Here is a 16,827-nt window from a genome sequence, read left to right as displayed (position 1 = left end):
GGGGCCGACTGCGCGGCGGGCGCCGGGGTGGGTTCCGGCTCGGGTTCGGGTTCCGGCTCGGGCGCTGCGGCCTCGGGCTCGGGGGAAGACTCGGCCGCGGGTGCTTCGCCGGCGTCGCTGATCACGCCGAGTTCACCGCCGACCTCGACAACGTCGTCTTCGGCGGCGACGATCTTCGACAGCACGCCCGCCACCGGCGACGGGATTTCGGTGTCGACCTTATCGGTGGAGACTTCGAGCAGCGGCTCGTCGACCTCGACCGTGTCTCCTTCCTGCTTCAGCCACCTGGTCACCGTTCCCTCGGTGACGCTCTCACCAAGAGCCGGCATCTGGACGGAGAAGGCCATGTCCGTTGACTCCTCTGACTGCTCGACGGGTTCTACAACAGTTGATCTCCGGCGGACCTCGCGCCGCGGGTCGCGGCGAAAGTCCGCAAGCCACCGACCATTCGGCGGCACCGGAGATCCGTGTGGTTCTTGTACCGCGATCCATCCTTGCACTCGATCGCGTGGCATGTAGCACAGGGCGTCCATCTGCCGCCCAGCTGGCAAGATGGAAAGACCGGTGGTGAGGTTTCCGCCGTGCCGTGAGGAGGTCGGCGTCGATGGGTTTGCTGGATCGTTTCCGTGGCGCTGTGACCGGGGGTAGAGGTACGGGGCATCGGGGGAGTGCGGGTAACGCGGATACTCGCTACCTGGCCGACTGGGTGCGCGCCCGCGAAGGGGTGGAGGGGTTCCTCGAACCCAAGACGACAGTGACCGATGTCACTGTCGTACTCGTCGCCTCCGACGGGGAATGGACCCGCCGGATCGTCGGCGAACGCGGGGCGCGGCGCTTGGCCTCGGATCTGCGGATCCCCGTCTACGACGTCGGCAAGACCGGCTATCCGCAACGGATGCGCGACCACGACGCGCGCAAGCGGATCGAGCGGCAGCGCGCCTTCGACGACGAACTGCGCGATCTCTGAGCCCGCGTGCTCGATCGGTGTCCGATCCCGACTCGACCGAGCGCGCGGCAATCCTTCGTCGTCCGGAGGCGCGTGGCCGCCGTCGCTGGAAATCCGACGTGTGCCCGGGCCGCGTGTGCCCGGGCGACCCGGCTATTCCGCCGCGATGTCCTCGATGACGGCGATCAAGGTCCGCACCGGAACCCCGGTACCGCCCTTGCCGACATAGCCGAAGGGCCCACCGGTGTTGTAGGCCGGACCCGCGACGTCGAGGTGGGCCCACTGCACGCCCTCGGGGACGAACTCCTTGAGGAACAGCGCGGCCGAGAGCATGCCGCCCCACCGATGTGGCGCGACATTGGCGAGATCGGCGACCTTGGAATTCAGGTCGGCTCGCAGTTCGGTGGGAAGCGGCATGGCCCACCCGTTCTCGCCGACCTCGCGGGAGATGCGGGCGACCCGGTCGCGGAAATCGTCGGTGCCCATGACGCCCGGGGTACGGGTGCCGAGCGCGACCAGTTGGGCGCCGGTGAGGGTGGCGACGTCGATGATGTACTCGGGGGAGTCCTCGCCCGCCCGCACGATGGCGTCGGCCAGGATCAGGCGGCCCTCGGCGTCGGTGTTGATCACTTCGACGGTGGTGCCGCCGTACTGGGTGAGCACGTCGCCCGGACGCTGCGCGGTGGAGGACGGCATGTTCTCGGCCATCGGGACGACGGCGGTCACCGTGATCGGCAGGCCGAGCCGCGCCGCGAGCAGGGTGGCCGCGATGACCGCCGCCGCTCCCGCCATATCCGAGGTCATGTTCTCCATGTTCTGCGCGGGCTTGATCGAGATACCGCCGGTGTCGAAGGTGACGCCCTTGCCGACCAGCGCGACCTTCTTGTCACCGCCCGCGTAGGTGAGCCGGACCAGCCGCGGCGGTCGCGACGAACCCTTGCCGACGCCGAGCACACCGCCGTAACCGCCCGCTTCCAGGGCGTTCTCGTCGAGGACCTCGACCTCCAGCCCCGCGGCCTCGGCGAGCGTCGCCGCGCGCGTGGCGAATTCGGCGGGGAACAGATGGCTCGGCGGGGTGTTGACGAAATCGCGCGCGGTGGCGACGGCTTCGGCGACCAGTTGCGCGCGCAGCAGTTCGGTGGTCCCGAATTCCGGTTCGGGGACGAGCAATTCGACCCGTACCACGGGACGCTCGTCCGGCTTCGGCGCGGATTTGCCGGATTTGAACGGGGTGAAGGTGTACGCGCCCAGGTAGAACCCTTCGGCGGCGGCCCCGAGATCGAGTCCGGACAGGGTGGTCACGACCAGTTCGGTGCCGCTGAGCGAGCGGGCCGCCACACCCGCCGAGCGACGGATCTGTTCCGCGTCGACCTTGTCGGGGGAGCCGAGCCCGACCGCGAGCACACTGGTCACGCCTTCCAGCCCGGCGGGAGCGGGGACCCGGGTGAGTTCTTCGGGTTTACCTTTGGCGCCGACCGCGCCGAGCTGATCCAGCAGCTCCGCGCGTATGTCGGCGCCGAGCACGTCACTGAACAAGTCGTCGGGCGCGATGGCCGGGCCGTTCTCCGAAGAGGTCAACCCGATGACGAGGACGTCGGTGTCCGGGCCGATTGTTTCGGTACGCGCCAGTTCCGGTCCGAGCGAGCGATCTGCAACAGCTGTCATTGGCACAGGTTATTCGGTTCGCTTCCGGTATCGCAGCGCGACGCCACCGAGTAGCGGGCCGAACGCCTGTCGAAACGAACGTCACCGACACGCCACGGTTTCCCTGTCGGCCGCCGCGAGCGCCGCCGCACGGGTTCGATCGCGTGGCGCCCCGATGGCGGTTCTGCGGCGGTTAAGCTCGCCGGGTGACCGAGACGAACCTGCTGCAAGGCCCGATCCGCGGAGTGCACGCCGAGTTGGGCGCGACTTTCGCGCCCTTCGGCGGGTGGGAGATGCCGGTGTCGTACGCGGGGACGGTCACCGAACACCAGGCGGTGCGCGCCGCGGTCGGTCTGTTCGACGTGAGTCATCTCGGCAAGGCGACCGTGCGCGGGTCGGGCGCGGCGGAATTCGTGAACTCCGCGCTGACCAACGATCTCGGCCGAATCCGGCCGGGTAAGGCCCAGTACACGCTGTGCTGCACCGAAGAGGGCGGCGTGATCGACGATCTGATCGCCTACTACGTCGGCGAGGACGAGATCTTCCTGGTGCCCAACGCGGCGAATACCGCGACCGTGGTCGCCGAATTGCGCAAGGCCGCGCCGCAGGGCGTCACGGTGACCGACGAACACCGCGATTTCGCCGTGTTCGCCGTGCAGGGCCCGAAATCGGCCGACGTGCTGACCGCGCTCGGACTGCCGACCGATCTCGAGTACATGGCCTACGCCGACGCCGAGTGGGACGGTCGCGCGGTCCGCGTGTGCCGCACCGGATACACCGGCGAGCACGGCTACGAACTGCTGCCGCGCTGGGACGATGCCGAGCCGCTGTTCCGCGCGCTGGTCGACGCGGTGCGCGCCGCGGGCGGTCAGCCCGCCGGACTCGGCGCGCGCGACACCCTACGCACCGAGATGGGTTATCCGCTGCACGGCCACGAACTGTCGACCGACATCACACCGGTGCAGGCGCGCTGCGGGTGGGCGGTCGGCTGGAAGAAGCCCGAATTCTGGGGCAAGGGGGCGCTGGAGGCCGAGAAGGCCGCGGGTCCGCGCCGAACCCTGGTGGGACTCAAGGCCATCGATCGCGGGGTATTGCGCCAGGGGCAGGAAGTGCTGCTGGACGGGGAACCGGTGGGCGAAACCACTTCGGGAACCTTCTCGCCCACCCTGAAGGTGGGTATCGCGCTGGCCCTCGTCGACACCGTGCGCGATCTGCTGCCCGATATCGAGGTAGAGGTGGACGTACGCGGGCGGCGGCTGCGCTGCTCGGTCGTCAAACCGCCGTTCGTCGAGACCCGCACCGCCTGAGGTCCTCCACCGATACCGCTCGGCGGTCGTTCCCGGCGACCGCCGTCGCCTCTACCGAGTCGTGACCAAGGCGGTAAACGCCGGGAAAAGGTGGCAGATAAGATCCATTCCATGACCGCTGCTGCACAGTTCACCCGTATCCCTCATCCTGCGCCCACCCCGGCGCAGCGGGTACAGGAGATTCTGGCGGCACCCGGATTCGGCCGGTTCTTCACCGACCACATGGTGTCGATCGATTACACCGAGGGCGAGGGGTGGAGCAACGCGCGGCTGGAGCCGTACGGATCGCTCGCGATGGACCCGTCGACCATGGTCTTCCACTACGGGCAGGCGATCTTCGAGGGACTCAAGGCCTACCGGCAGGCCGACGGCAGCGTCTCCTGTTTCCGGATCGATGCCAACGCCGCGCGTTTCCAGCGGTCCGCCCGCCGGATGGCGATGGCCGAACTGCCCGAGGAACTGTTCATCGAGTCGGTGCGCCAACTGCTGGAGGCCGACGGGAACTGGGTGCCGCAAGCGGGCGGCGAGGACTCGCTGTACCTGCGGCCGTTCATGTTCGCGACCGAGACGGGGCTCGGTGTGAAGCCCGCGGCCTCCTATAAATACCTGCTGCTCGGCTCCCCGGCGGGCGCGTACTTCCCGCGCGGGGTGAAGCCGGTGCGGGTGTGGCTGTCCACCGAATACGTGCGCGCGGCTCCCGGCGGCACCGGCGAGGCGAAGGTGGCCGGTAACTACGCGGCGTCGCTGCTCGCCCAGTCGCAGGCTTCGGAAAAGGGCTGCGACCAGGTGGTCTGGCTCGACGCCGTCGAACGCCGCTATGTCGAGGAGATGGGCACCAACAATCTGTTCTTCGTCTTCGGCTCGGGTTCGGAAGCCCGTCTGGTGACCCCGGAACTGTCCGGATCGCTGCTGCCCGGTATCACCCGCGATTCGCTGCTCACGCTGGCCGCCGACTCGGGTTATCCGGTGGAGGAGCGCAAGGTGTCGGTGGAGGAATGGCGCAAGGGCGCCGAATCCGGTGACATCTCCGAGGTGTTCGCCTGCGGCACCGCGGCGGTCATCACCCCGGTCGGCTGGGTCCGCTCCGCCGAGGGGGAGTTCACCATCGGCGGCGGCGAACCCGGCGAGGTGACGATGGCGCTGCGCGACACGCTCACGGGTATCCAGCGCGGCACCTTCGAAGATATCCACGGGTGGATGCGCGGAATGTGAGATCGGCCGGGCTGTCGGCCCGGCCGTCCCGGGTGTCGTTCCCCGGCTCGCTCAGCCGGGCATGAGCATCTGCCACTGCTCCAGGGTCTGCGGTCGCATGACGTAGTTGTTGTCCTTGATGCTGGACAGGGTGGCGCTGGGTTCCTGGGAGTACCAGTGGCCGGGGTAGACGACCGGGTCGCCGTCGAGGGCGGCCAGGTGGCGCAGGCTGCGGAACATCTCGTCGGAGTCGCCGCCGGGGAAATCGGTGCGCCCACAGCCGTCGACGAACAGCGTGTCGCCCGCGATGAGCCGGTTGTCGAACAGGAAGCACTGACTGCCGGGAGTGTGACCGGGGGTATGTAGTAACTCGATGTCGAAGGCGCCGACCGAGACCTTGTCACCGTGTTCGTGGCCGGTGAGCTCGCTGGGCGCGATCCCGGTGACATTGGCGACCCAGTCCAGCTCGTGGGCGTTCACGTGGACCGGCACGCTGACGGTTTCGAGGAGTTCGCGCACACCGCCGAGGGTGAAACCCATCATGGTCCCGCCGACGTGGTCGGGGTGGTGGTGGGTGGCGAGCACACCGGTGAGCCGCATACCGTCGCTCTCGGCGATCCCGGCCAGGTCGGAGGCCGCGTAGGCGGGGTCGATGACGACGGCTTCGCCGGTCTCCCGATCGCCGATCAGGTACGCGAAATTTCGCATCTGCGTCGCGATGGGGTCGCCGACGGCGTAGTCACGGCCGGACAGCAGCTGTCGGAAGTAGATGCGCTCGGAAGACATGCCGCTCACCTTATGTCCTGACCCAGACGGTTGGCATCTCGGTGCCGCAAACATTCCGTTGCCCGGTGCGCACGCGTCGCCGTCGCGCGGGGTGTGCGGCGAATTCGCTTGAGTCGAGCGCGAATACGGATTTCCGGTTCCGGCCGGGAGTATCGGTGGGTACCGACGGGGCGGTGACGAAGGCAACCGTCGCTCTGAACGGTCATAACCGGCGGTACGGGCCGTCGACGCGCCGACGGATGTGACAGGAGAGGGCACGGATGCCGCAGGGAACGCTGTGGCGTTCGTCGCTAGAGCGCGAGGGAGAACCCGATCGCGGATATTGCGACCGAGATCTCCACCACCGCGCCGAGAACATCACCGGAAAGCCCGCCGAAACGCCGCGCGGTGTGCCGGACGAGTACCGTCGCCGCCCCGACCGCGACGAGGACGACCAGGGGGCCGAGCCAGGGACGCTCGGGCACCGCGAAGATCGCGGCGGTGACCGCGGCGGTCGTCCACAGTGCCGCGGTGACCGGAGATTGCGTGTCCGCCACCAGCGCGCCGAAGCCGGTGCCGGGGGCGGCGGGCGCACCGCGTCGGCAGGCGAGCACGACGAGCGTGCGCCCGAGCGCGACCGCGAGCGCGACGGCGTACCACCGTTCGTGGTCCGCGAGCGCCGCGAACGAGACCGCCTGGAGTCCGACGACGAAGACGATCGTGGCGACGCCGAACGGCCCGGCCGCACCACCCTTCATGATCTCCCGCGCCCGCTCCGGCGGACCGTAGCTGCCGAGTCCGTCGAAGGTGTCGGCCAGCCCGTCCAGGTGCATGCCGCGGGTCGCAGCCGCGAGTGCGACGACGACGAGCAGGCCCGCGAGCAGCGTGCTCGCGCCGACCGAGGTGAACAGCCACAGCAGCCCGGCCGCCGCGGCGCCGAGCAGCGCGCCGACGACCGGGGCCAGCGCGATCGCCCGTCCGGCGACGTTCCGATCGACGTCGTCGGGCCCGCGCACCGGCAGCACGGTCAGCCAGGACACGGCGAGCCGCAACCCGTTCATATCGGCGCGCGCTCGCTGTCGATCCGGATCTTGCCGCCGTGACCCTCCACGATCTTCTCGCACACGGCAGGCCCGATGCCCGTTTCGGTCGCGTCACGCCCTTCGGGGCAGCCACTCATTTCGTCAGATTCGGCCGCGCCGCCTCGGCCTCGGGGCCGTCACCGGACGTGTCGATGCCGACCTCGGCATTACCACCGGATGTGCCGCCGCCCGCCTCCGCTTCAGGGGTGTCGGATGTGCTGGTGCCCGCCTCGGCTGCGGGGCTGTCGTCGGATGTGCTGACCCCCGCCTCGGCGAAAGTCGACATTTCGGCGAGGGTGGCGACGGCGGCGCGCAGGATCGGCAGTGCGGTGAGAGCGCCGGAACCCTCGCCGAGGCGCATGCCGAGGTCGATCAGCGGTTCCAGACGCAGGCGGCCGAGTGCGAGGGCGTGGGCCGGTTCGGTGGAACGGTGGCCCGCGAGCCACCAGTCGCGCGCGCCCGCGGCGAGATCCTCGGCGACCAGCGCGGCGGCGGTCACGACGACACCGTCGAGGATGACGGGCGTGCGCCTGCTCGCGGCGTGCGCCAGGAATCCCGCCATGGCGGCGATATCCGCGCCACCGGCCACGCGCAGCAGTTCGACCGGATCCTTGGCGACGGGCCGCGCGCGGCGCATGGCGTCACGGATCGCGGCGACCTTGCGCGACCAGCCCGCGTCGTCGATACCGGTGCCGCGGCCCACCGCGCGGACCGGTTCGGTATCGGTGAGCGTGGCGATGAGCACGGTGGCCGGGGTGGTGTTGCCGATACCCATATCGCCCGCGACGAGCAGATCCGCGCCCGCGTCGATCTCCTCGTCGGCGATGGCCCGGCCGACGGCGAGCGCCGCGTCGATCTCGTCGAGGGTGAGCGCGTCCTCCCGATCGATGGATCCGCTGGACCGGCGCACCTTGTGCGCGCCGACGACCTCGTCGGTTTCGGCGTCGACGGCGATATCGACCACGCGCACCGTCGCGCCCGCCACCGCGGCCAGGGCGTTCACGGCGGCGCCGCCCGCGCGGAAGTTGGCGACCATCTGCGCGGTCACCTCGCTCGGATAGGCGGAAACACCGTGGCGCGCGATCCCGTGGTCTCCGGCGAAGACCACCACCCGCGCGCGCCGGAACTGTTCCGGCGGGCACACGCCCTGGCAGGCCGCGACCCAGTTGCCGAGTTCCTCCAACCGCCCGAGCGCCCCGGCGGGCTTGGTCAACTGCTGCTGTCGTCGCGCCGCCGCCGCACGAGTCTCCGGGTCGGGGGGTGTGACCGGTCCGAATCCGTCTATCACTGTCGAGCCTCTCGGTCGGGGCGTCTGTGCCGCGCGTGGTTCCGCCGACCAATCTTGCCCGGCCGGTTCTCGCGCGGTGACAGCGCCCGACTCGTTCGCACCGCCCACCACGTGCGCCGACGGCGAACGGTCGCCTATTTCAGGCGCAGCGGCAGACCCGCGACGATGAGGAACGCTTCGTCGCACGCGGCGGCCAGTCGTTGATTGAGCGTGCCGATCTCGTCGCGGAACAGTCGCCCGGAACGCGTCGCCGGGATGACGCCCATGCCGACCTCGGGGCTCACGATCACCAGGTGCCCCGGATACGCGGCCACCGCCGCGACCAGTTCATCCGCGTCCGGTCCCACGGTGCCGCGCGGGGCGTCCCAGGCCGCGCGCGCATCGATGCGGGCGGTGAGCCAGGTGCCGATATCGTCGATGAGCGTCGCACCGGTCGACGGATCGGCGAGAACGCCTGCCGGGTCGATACTTTCGACGACGGACCAATCCGGTGGACGCCGTCGCCGGTGGACGGCGATGCGCTCGGCGAAATCGAGATCGGCGGGGTCGGGAACCGAGGTCGCCACGTAGCGCACCGGCCCGTCCGCCCCGGCCAGGTTTTCGGCGTACGCGGATTTCCCCGACCTGGCTCCGCCGAGCACGAGCGTGCGCGGTGGGCGGACGGGGTCGGCGCTCGGCGGTGGCACGGTCGGCAATCTATCAACCACGTGGTCGTCGGCCCCGCGTGGAACCATCTCGGCACGTGTCGAAGTCGGCCGGAACGAATGTGCCCGGATCCGCCGGGCGGTTCGCCGTTGCCGACGGTGCCCGTGCCCGGCAGGTGGGAACGCCGAGGCGACGCGATCAGCGGCGGAGCGCGTTCACCCGATCGGGGCCGGGTCCGATCGCTGCCCTTCCGAGGAAGAACCGAAGCGTCGGCGGTACTCGGTGGGCGCGATTCCGACCAGTCGCTGGAAGTGGTGACGCAGCAGCGCGCCCGAACCGAAACCCGCGCGTCCGGCGATCTGCTCCAGTCCGAGATCGGATTCCTCCAGCAGCTGCTTCGCGTAGAGAACGCGCTGGTTGGTGAGCCATTTTACCGGCGTCGTCCCGGTTTCGGCGGCGAAGCGGCGGGCGAAGGTCCTGGTGGACATCGTCGAGCGGGCGGCCAGCTCCTCGACGGTGTGCTGGAGTTCGAGGTTCTCGTTCATCCACTGGAGGGTCTCGCCGAGACTTTCCGAACTGCACGCGGCGACGGGGCGCTCGATGAACTGGCGCTGACCGCCGTCGCGCTGGGGCGGCACCACCATGCGGCGGGCGATGGCGTTGGCGGCATTGCTGCCGATCTCCCTGCGCACCAGGTGCAGACAGGCGTCGATGCCCGCGGCGGTGCCCGCGCTGGTGATCAGATTGCCCTCGTCGACGAACAGGACGTCGGGATCGATGGTCGCCTCGGGGAAGCGGGCGGCGAGTTGGTCGACGTATTTCCAGTGCGTGGTGCATTTGCGCCCGTCCAGCAGACCGGCCGCGCCCGCCATGAACGCGCCGGAGCAGACGGTGAGCACGATCGCGCCCGCGTCGTAGGCGGCGCGGACCGCGTCGATGATCGGCTGGTTCTCGGGGTTGTCCAGGCCCGAGACATGGAACGCCGCGATGGCGACGAGGTCGGCGTCGAGCAGTGCGTCGAGCCCGTGATCCGGGGTGACCGTGACGCCGGGGGTGGTGGAGCGCAACGGCTTCCCGGGTTCGGCGCCGCAGACCCTGAAGTCGAATCCCGGCAGCCCGTCCATGGTGCGGTCGAGGCCGAAGACCTCGCAGACGACGCCGAATTCGAACATGGCGAGTGGTTCGGACAGCGCGACGGCCACCTTGGAGAGCATGGGCTCAGCGTACCTGGCCGAATATTTGCGGACAACGGCAGAACAGCCACTTTCGGCGGAAAATCTATGGGCGCAAAATTACTGCCATGATTACTTTTCTCCTCACCATGGCGATCATCGTGGCCTTCGGCGTATTCCTGGTCCGTGGCCGCACCCCGGCGGGTTCCCGCGATGTCATCGATCGCGACGCCCAACGCGTCCGCGCCGAACTGGACGTCATCCTCGGCCGTGCCTCCCACCACCACTGACCCCGGACCAGGTCCGGATATGCCACGGGCCTCTCCGTGACCGCATCCGAGGGGTGCGGTGACGGAGAGGCCCGTATGCGTCTGTCGAGGTCAGACGGCGTCGCCGGGGCTCACGCGGGGTTTGGGCGCGCGCATCTTGCGGATCTGGGAGGCGCGGACGAAGGCGTACCAACCGAGTTTGAACCCGGTGTCTGCGGTGTCGGGGAAGCGCTCGCGAACCCGGTTGTTGACGATCCGGCCGAGCACGAAGCCTTCGATCATCATGAACAGCATCATGACGAGCATGCCGAGGGTCAGGATCGATTGCAGGCGCGGCGCGGCGAACATCGACAGCAGCAGCACGACGGCCATCGGCATGAACAGCCCGACGAGATTGCGGCGACCGTCGACCACGTCGCGCACGTGGGCCCGGACCGGACCCTTGTCGCGCGGCAGCAGGAATTTGTCCTCGCCCGCGAGCATCCGGTTACGACGATCCTGGGCCGCGAGCCGCCGCTCGGACGAGGCCGATTTGCGGTCTTCCCTGGTGCCGCGGGTCGCTTTGCGGCGTGCCCTCGCCTCCTTGGAGGTGAGGGGCGCGGGCGCGACGGGGCCGCGCCGCTTACCTTGCGCGTCACGACGTTTCGGTGTGGGGCGGCCCTTTCCGAGGGTCGCGGTGGTGGAACTTCGAGTGGTACCGGCGGTCTCGCTACCGTTCGCGTCCGCCGTGGTGTCGGCGGTCGCGTCGGTGCTGCTGGACTCGCCGCGACGGAACAATTTCACACCGACCAGGCTATTCGATGCTCCACGCGGCAGGAAATGCGGTCCGCCGAGGGGGTGTGGGGCATGTCTCCGGCGGGTGCGGGAGAGGCCGGGCACAATGGAGGTTGTGCTCACGCCGGGGTGCGGTGGTGGCAAGATAGGGAATAGCAGCCCGCTGAGTGGCGTTGGACCACCAAGCCGTGCGCTGTTCACGGGTTGACGACAGCTGTCCTTAGGAGAGTTCATGACTGTGCAGAACGAGACGACCACCCACGGCGCGACTCTGACCGAAGCCGCCGCCCTCAAGGCGAAGGCGCTCCTGGATCAGGAAGGCCGCGACGATCTGGCGCTGCGTATCGCGGTACAGCCCGGCGGTTGCGCGGGCCTGCGCTACCAGCTCTTCTTCGACGACCGCTCGCTCGACGGTGACCTGGTCGTCGATTTCTCCGGCGTCAAGCTGGCCGTCGATCGGATGAGCGCCCCTTACATCCAGGGCGCGTCGATCGACTTCGTCGACACCATCGAGAAGCAGGGCTTCACGATCGACAACCCCAACGCCACGGGTTCGTGCGCGTGCGGAGACTCCTTCAACTGACTTCTGGTTGATACGGTGAGGGCAGGGACATTTCTCGTCCCCGTCCTCACTTTCTGTTGCCTACCGTTGAAGGGCTCAGCCTCGTGTCAATCGCCGTGTCCGCGTCCATCGCGACCGACCATCTCATGCGTTTCCCCGGACGGTTCGCCGACGTACTCCTGGCCGATCAGCTCGACCATGTGTCGCTGAGCTTCCTGGTCGATGATCTCCAGATCCGCCGCGGTGGCGTGGCGGGAAATATCGCCTACGCCATGGGCATCCTCAACCGGGCGCCGTTGCTCGTCGGGGCGGTCGGCGCCGATTTCGGCGAATATCGCGCCTGGCTGGAGAAGCACGGGGTCGACTGCTCGACCGTGCTCACCTCCGACCGCGCCCACACCGCGCGGTTCGTGTGCACCACCGATGACGACATGGCCCAGATCGCGTCGTTCTATCCGGGCGCGATGAGCGAGGCCCGCGACATCTCCATCATCGAACTCGCCGAATCGAACACCCTCGACCTGGTGCTGGTCGGCGCGAACGATCCCGAGGCGATGCTGCGCCACACCGAGGAATGCCGCGAGGTCGGCATCCCCTTCGTCGCCGATCCGTCCCAGCAGCTCGCCCGCCTCGACGGCGACCAGGCCGTCCGGCTGATCGAGGGCGCCACCTACCTGTTCACGAACAAGTACGAGTGGGCGCTGCTGTTGCAGAAGACCGGTCTGAGCGAGGCCGAGGTGGCCGCCAAGGTCGGTATCCGGATCACCACGCTCGGCGCCGACGGCGTGCAGATCGTCGACCGCGACGGCACCGAGGTGCGCGTCGGTGTCGTCCCCGAGCGCGAGAAGGTCGAGCCGACCGGTGTCGGCGACGCGTTCCGCGCCGGATTCCTGACCGGCCACACCGCCGGTCTGAGCCTGGAGCGTTCGGCCCAGCTCGGATCCCTGATCGCGGTGCTGGTGCTGGAGACCATGGGCACCCAGGAATGGTCGCTGAACAAGGACGACGCGCTCGAGCGGCTGACCGACGCCTACGGCGCGGACGCGGCCGCGGAGATCAAGCCGCTGCTCTGACACCGAGCGAAGACGAATGCCCCCGGACCGCGCGTCCGGGGGCATTCGGTGTATTCGGGGGTTTACAAGGAGACCGGGTAGGCCGGCTCCTGGATTTCCGGCTTGATCCGGTCCTCGACGAAGATGCCGTGCCACACCATGAACACCAGCAGTGTCCACAGCCTGCGACTGTGATCGGAGCGTCCGGCGCGGTGATCGTCGAGCATGGTCTTGATCGCGGCCTTGTCGAGCAGGTGATCGGTCTGCGAATCGGCGATCTGGGCCTGGGCCCAGTCGAACAGTTCGGTGCCGCGAAGCCAGTGCCGCAGTGGCACGGGGAATCCCAGTTTGGCGCGATGCAGCACATGCGACGGGACGATGCCCTCGAGTGCCTGGCGCAGCGCGTACTTGGTGGTCTCCTTGGTGATCTTCTGGTCGTAGGGCAGGCCCTCGGCGACCTTCAGCACTTCTGAATCCAGGAACGGCACCCGCAGTTCCAGCGAATTGGCCATCGTCATCTTGTCGGCCTTGACCAGGATGTCGCCGCGCAGCCAGGTGAACAGGTCCAGATGCTGCATCCGCGCCACCGGATCCCAGGCGGCCGATTGCGCGTACAGCGGCGCGGTCACGTCCTGATGGGTCCATTCGGGACGGAATTCACGCAGCACCGAACGCAACTGGGCGTCGCTGAAACTGCGGGCGTTGCCGTAGTAGCGCTCTTCCAGGCCGAGCGAGCCTCGGTGCAGCAAGCTCTTACCTCGGGTGCCGTCCGGAATCCGCTCCGACAATCGGCCCGCCAGTCGCCGCAGCCCCTTCGGCAGATATTCGAAGGGCTTGAGCGACAGCGGTTCCCGGTAGATCGTGTATCCGCCGAACAGTTCGTCGGCGCCCTCGCCCGAGAGCACCACCTTGACGTGCTTGCGGGCTTCCTTGGCCACGAAGTACAACGGGACCAGCGCCGGATCGGCCACCGGATCGTCGAGGTACCAGACGATTTCGGGAATCGCCGCGGCGAATTCGGCCGGGGAGACCACCTTGACGATGTGGCGGGCGCCGATCGCCTCGGCGCTCTCGGCGGCCACGTCGACCTCCGAATAGCCCTCGCGCTCGAAACCCGTGGTGAAGGTGATGAGTTTCGGGTTGTGCCGCATGGCCAGCGCCGCGATGGCGGTCGAGTCGATGCCGCCGGACAGGAACGATCCGACGGTGACATCGGCGCGCATGTGTTTGGCGACCGAGTCCTCCAGCGCCGCGGCGATCTCGCGGTAGCGCGCGGCCTCCGACCCGGCCGCGAAGGAGCGCACCCGGAAATCCGGCCGGAAGTATCGGGTCGACTTCGGCTCGCCGCCTTCGCGCACGGTCGCGTAGGTGCCCGATTCCAGGCGCCTGATCCCCGCGTGCAGCGTTTCCGGCTCCGGCACGTATTGCAGCACCGTGTAGTGCTCCAGCGCCCGCGGATCGAGGGCGTCGGACAGGCCGAGGGCGGGCAGCAGGTCGAGCAGGCTCTTCTTCTCGCTGGCGAAGGCGGTGCCGCCGGGGCCCGTCGCCAGGAACAACGGTTTGATTCCGAACGGATCGCGAGCCAGGAACAGTTCCTCGGTCTCGGTATCCCAGATCGCGAAGGCGAACATGCCGCGCAGGCGTTTCACCGCGTCGGCGCCCCAGTAGTGGTACGCGGCCACGATGGCCTCGGAATCGCCCTCGGTGGCGAACATCGTGCCGTCGGGGAATTCCGCCCCGTGGTCGGCGGCGAGTTCTTCGCGCAGTTCGAGGTAGTTGTAGATCTCCCCGTTGAAGGTCAGCGCGTACCGCTGCGGGTTGTCGGCCGGACCCCAGCGCAGCGGCTGGTGCGAATGTTCGATATCGATGATCGAGAGCCGGTTGAAGCCGAAGATCATGTGGTCGTCGTGCCAGGTGCCGCGCTCGTCGGGGCCGCGGTGGCGCATGCAATGCAGGGCGTCGTAGACCTGGTCGACCACATCGGATGTCGCCGCATCAGCTGTCAGGAATCCGAGCAGTCCGCACACGGTGTCGGCAACCTCGTTTCTCCGGTCGGGACGCCTCAGTCGAGGCGTCCGAAGTATCTTGCGGGGGGACGGTGCGCGGTCTCCGACGTGAGCGTGCGCGCCCGGTGGGACCGGGCCGCGATCGAGCGGAGCGCAGCGGCCGAAAACTCGTGTCCGAGTATGCCGCACGCACCGGATCCGCGCGTCACGGCAGTCCCGCCCGGCATCGGATTTCCTCGGCTGTGATGACAGGCTCGCCGCCCGTCGCGGCACGCGATCACGGTGCTGTCCACCGGTATCCAGGGCTTTTGCCGGACCTGCCCGGCCCGGTCCCGGCGGGCGGAGTGTCGAAGACGACCCGACGACGAACTGTGCGCCGGTTTGGTCTACGCTGCGTAGTACTCAGGTCATTCTCAGCTGGCGTGTGCACCACGTCGTGCCGGTGGCGGACGGCCTGAAACGTGCTTGGAACGTGTCGCCGGGGAGATCGCACCCTCGGCGGCGCATATGTCGGAATGTGTGGCGACCAGGAAGGCGTGAGCGTGGCGCACAAGGCGAGCGAAGAGATCGGGGCACGACCCGCCAGGGGCCGAGTCCTCCGGCGGGCCGGGCTGGCGGTATCCCTCGGGATCACCGCGATGCTCGTCTCGGGCTGCTCGATCGACAATGTCTGGCTGCGGTTCGGCTGGCCTTCCGGCATCACGCCGCAGGGCACCCGGATGCGGGAGCTGTGGACCTGGTCCGTCCTCGCCGCCTTGGTGATGGGCGTCCTGGTCTGGGGTCTGACCTTCTGGACCATCATCTTCCACCGCAAGAAGAAGGACTCCCCGGAGTTCCCGCGCCAGACCGGCTACAACGTGCCGCTGGAGCTGACCTACACGGCGATTCCGTTCGTCATCATCGCGGTGCTGTTCTACTTCACCGTCGTCGTGCAGAACTACGTGCACGAGAAGGTGCCGGATCCGGACGTCACCATCGACGTGACCGCCTTCCAGTGGAACTGGAAGTTCGGCTACCGCGATATCGACTTCAAGGACGGCTACAAGTTCGACGGTATCGACACCGTCCGCGAGGATGCCGCCAAGGAGCAGCTCGAGGAATACGAGCACCTCACCAAGGACGGCCACCCGCAGCCGGGTCCGCTGCACGGCAAGCCCGCCAACGACATCCTCTCGTTCCTGCACTACGACAAGATCGAGACCGTCGGCTCGTCGAGCGAGATCCCGGTCCTGGTGCTGCCGACCGGCAAGGTCATCGAGTTCCAGCTCGCCGCCGCGGACGTCATCCACGCCTTCTGGGTGCCGGAGTTCCTGTTCAAGCGCGACGTGATGCCGAACCCGAAGGAAAATCATTCCGACAACGTCTTCCAGATCACCGAGATCGAGAAGGAAGGCGCGTTCGTCGGCCGCTGCGCGGAGATGTGCGGTACCTACCACTCGATGATGAACTTCGAGGTCCGCGCGGTGTCGCCGGAGAACTTCACCAAGTACCTCGACGCGCGCAAGGCGGGCAAGACCAACGCCCAGGCGCTCGAGTCCATCGGTGAGTCCCCGGTCGCCACCTCGACCCGTCCGTTCAACACCGATCGCACGACCAAGACCGCGGTCGAAGCCAAGTAAGGGACTGATTCCGATATGAAGATCGAAGCGCGGATTTTCGAGCTGCTCACGGTGTTCTTCGTGATCACCGGCATCATCTACGGATTCTTCACCGGTAGGTCGCGCACCGGCGTCGAGTGGGCGGGCACCACCGCGATCGTGCTGACCGCGGGTCTGTCGCTGATCATCGGCACCTACTTCCGGTTCGTCGCCCGTCGTCTCGACCTGCGTCCCGAGGATTACGAGGATGCCGAGATCGTGGACGGCGCCGGTGACCTCGGCTTCTTCTCGCCGGGTAGCCCCTGGCCGATCCTGCTCGCGGGCGCGGGCTCGATCACCGCGCTGGGCTTGGCGTTCTTCCAGTTCTGGTTGATCGGCATCGGCGTGGTCTGCGTGCTGGCCGCGGCGGGCGGACTGGTCTTCGAGTACTACCTCGGTCCGGAGAAGCACTGAACTCGTACCGCGAGACAACGAAGCGCCCCGCTCACCGGCGGGGCGCTTTTCGTTGTGCGCCCGCCTGTCGCGA

General features: G+C 68.2%; 17 protein-coding genes and 1 pseudogene. 8 read left to right on the top strand and 10 right to left on the bottom strand.

From position 1 onward, the window contains the following. Positions 1-347 (bottom strand): biotin/lipoyl-containing protein (locus tag JZ792_RS12235; protein ID WP_308165268.1); only part of this gene is annotated, 347 nt, incomplete at its 3' end. Positions 348-604: 257 nt separating this feature from the next. On the opposite strand from JZ792_RS12235, the gene JZ792_RS12230 reads away from it, so the two are divergent. After that, on the top strand, positions 605-967 hold the full coding sequence (locus tag JZ792_RS12230; protein ID WP_216910061.1) for an oxidoreductase: 363 nt from the start codon (positions 605-607) through the stop codon (positions 965-967). Positions 968-1,099: 132 nt separating this feature from the next. Here JZ792_RS12230 and JZ792_RS12225 read toward each other — a convergent pair whose 3' ends face one another. Beyond that, positions 1,100-2,611, bottom strand: coding sequence for a leucyl aminopeptidase (locus JZ792_RS12225; RefSeq protein ID WP_216910059.1), 1,512 nt, complete (start codon positions 2,609-2,611; stop codon positions 1,100-1,102). A gap of 185 nt (positions 2,612-2,796) precedes the next feature. On the opposite strand from JZ792_RS12225, the gene gcvT reads away from it, so the two are divergent. Both gcvT and JZ792_RS12215 read left to right on the top strand, forming a co-directional pair. Next, positions 2,797-3,897 (top strand): glycine cleavage system aminomethyltransferase GcvT, encoded by a 1,101-nt coding sequence (gene gcvT, locus JZ792_RS12220; protein ID WP_216910057.1) that lies wholly within the window; start codon positions 2,797-2,799, stop codon positions 3,895-3,897. Between the two features lie 111 nt (positions 3,898-4,008). Then, positions 4,009-5,109 carry a branched-chain amino acid aminotransferase gene (locus JZ792_RS12215; protein ID WP_216910049.1) on the top strand — a complete coding sequence of 367 codons (1,101 nt, stop codon included), beginning with the start codon at positions 4,009-4,011 and terminating at the stop codon, positions 5,107-5,109. Positions 5,110-5,160: 51 nt separating this feature from the next. Here JZ792_RS12215 and JZ792_RS12210 read toward each other — a convergent pair whose 3' ends face one another. From JZ792_RS12210 to JZ792_RS12190, 6 genes and pseudogenes are all read right to left on the bottom strand, one after another. Further along, on the bottom strand, positions 5,161-5,874 hold the full coding sequence (locus tag JZ792_RS12210; RefSeq protein ID WP_216910047.1) for an MBL fold metallo-hydrolase: 714 nt from the start codon (positions 5,872-5,874) through the stop codon (positions 5,161-5,163). 290 nt (positions 5,875-6,164) lie between these two features. Continuing rightward, positions 6,165-6,914: an adenosylcobinamide-GDP ribazoletransferase gene (locus JZ792_RS12205; RefSeq protein WP_216910045.1), complete on the bottom strand. Its 750-nt coding sequence runs from the start codon at positions 6,912-6,914 to the stop codon at positions 6,165-6,167. After that, positions 6,911-7,033, bottom strand: a complete 123-nt coding sequence (locus JZ792_RS42635; protein ID WP_256461409.1) for a hypothetical protein — start codon at positions 7,031-7,033, stop codon at positions 6,911-6,913. The genes JZ792_RS12205 and JZ792_RS42635 overlap by 4 nt, the downstream gene beginning before the upstream one ends. A 128-nt stretch (positions 7,034-7,161) precedes the next feature. Continuing rightward, positions 7,162-8,223, bottom strand: a pseudogene (gene cobT, locus JZ792_RS12200) (nicotinate-nucleotide--dimethylbenzimidazole phosphoribosyltransferase); the annotation flags it as partial. Between the two features lie 134 nt (positions 8,224-8,357). Next, positions 8,358-8,918: a bifunctional adenosylcobinamide kinase/adenosylcobinamide-phosphate guanylyltransferase gene (locus JZ792_RS12195; protein ID WP_438804331.1), complete on the bottom strand. Its 561-nt coding sequence runs from the start codon at positions 8,916-8,918 to the stop codon at positions 8,358-8,360. 165 nt (positions 8,919-9,083) lie between these two features. Further along, a complete protein-coding gene (locus JZ792_RS12190) occupies positions 9,084-10,082 on the bottom strand; it encodes a helix-turn-helix domain-containing protein (RefSeq protein ID WP_216910039.1) in 999 nt (332 codons plus the stop codon). An 86-nt stretch (positions 10,083-10,168) separates the two neighbouring features. On the opposite strand from JZ792_RS12190, the gene JZ792_RS12185 reads away from it, so the two are divergent. Then, positions 10,169-10,330, top strand: a complete 162-nt coding sequence (locus tag JZ792_RS12185; RefSeq protein ID WP_216910037.1) for a hypothetical protein — start codon at positions 10,169-10,171, stop codon at positions 10,328-10,330. A gap of 90 nt (positions 10,331-10,420) precedes the next feature. Here the strand turns inward: JZ792_RS12185 and JZ792_RS12180 are convergent, their stop codons facing one another. Further along, positions 10,421-11,092 (bottom strand): DUF3043 domain-containing protein, encoded by a 672-nt coding sequence (locus JZ792_RS12180; RefSeq protein WP_216910028.1) that lies wholly within the window; start codon positions 11,090-11,092, stop codon positions 10,421-10,423. Between the two features lie 223 nt (positions 11,093-11,315). Here JZ792_RS12180 and JZ792_RS12175 point away from each other — a divergent pair, with 223 nt between their 5' ends. Both JZ792_RS12175 and JZ792_RS12170 read left to right on the top strand, forming a co-directional pair. Continuing rightward, positions 11,316-11,666, top strand: a complete 351-nt coding sequence (locus tag JZ792_RS12175) for a HesB/IscA family protein (RefSeq protein ID WP_109526305.1) — start codon at positions 11,316-11,318, stop codon at positions 11,664-11,666. 83 nt (positions 11,667-11,749) lie between these two features. Beyond that, the gene (locus JZ792_RS12170) at positions 11,750-12,718 is read left to right on the top strand and encodes a carbohydrate kinase family protein (protein WP_216910026.1); all 969 of its coding nucleotides are present in this window, start codon (positions 11,750-11,752) and stop codon (positions 12,716-12,718) included. A 62-nt stretch (positions 12,719-12,780) separates the two neighbouring features. On the opposite strand, the gene asnB is transcribed toward JZ792_RS12170, so the two are convergent. Beyond that, positions 12,781-14,724 carry an asparagine synthase (glutamine-hydrolyzing) gene (gene asnB, locus JZ792_RS12165; protein ID WP_109526303.1) on the bottom strand — a complete coding sequence of 648 codons (1,944 nt, stop codon included), beginning with the start codon at positions 14,722-14,724 and terminating at the stop codon, positions 12,781-12,783. A gap of 617 nt (positions 14,725-15,341) precedes the next feature. On the opposite strand from asnB, the gene ctaC reads away from it, so the two are divergent. Together ctaC and JZ792_RS12155 are read left to right on the top strand one after the other, a co-directional pair. Then, complete coding sequence (ctaC, locus tag JZ792_RS12160; protein ID WP_254189703.1) at positions 15,342-16,322, top strand: aa3-type cytochrome oxidase subunit II; 981 nt, start codon at positions 15,342-15,344, stop codon at positions 16,320-16,322. Positions 16,323-16,337: 15 nt separating this feature from the next. Beyond that, positions 16,338-16,754, top strand: coding sequence for a cytochrome c oxidase subunit 4 (locus tag JZ792_RS12155; RefSeq protein WP_109526301.1), 417 nt, complete (start codon positions 16,338-16,340; stop codon positions 16,752-16,754). Positions 16,755-16,827: the final 73 nt, after the last annotated feature.

This window comes from Nocardia noduli (assembly GCF_019038455.1).
GTDB classification, from domain to species: domain Bacteria; phylum Actinomycetota; class Actinomycetes; order Mycobacteriales; family Mycobacteriaceae; genus Nocardia; species Nocardia noduli.
This window is presented reverse-complemented; position numbering and strand designations above follow the sequence as displayed.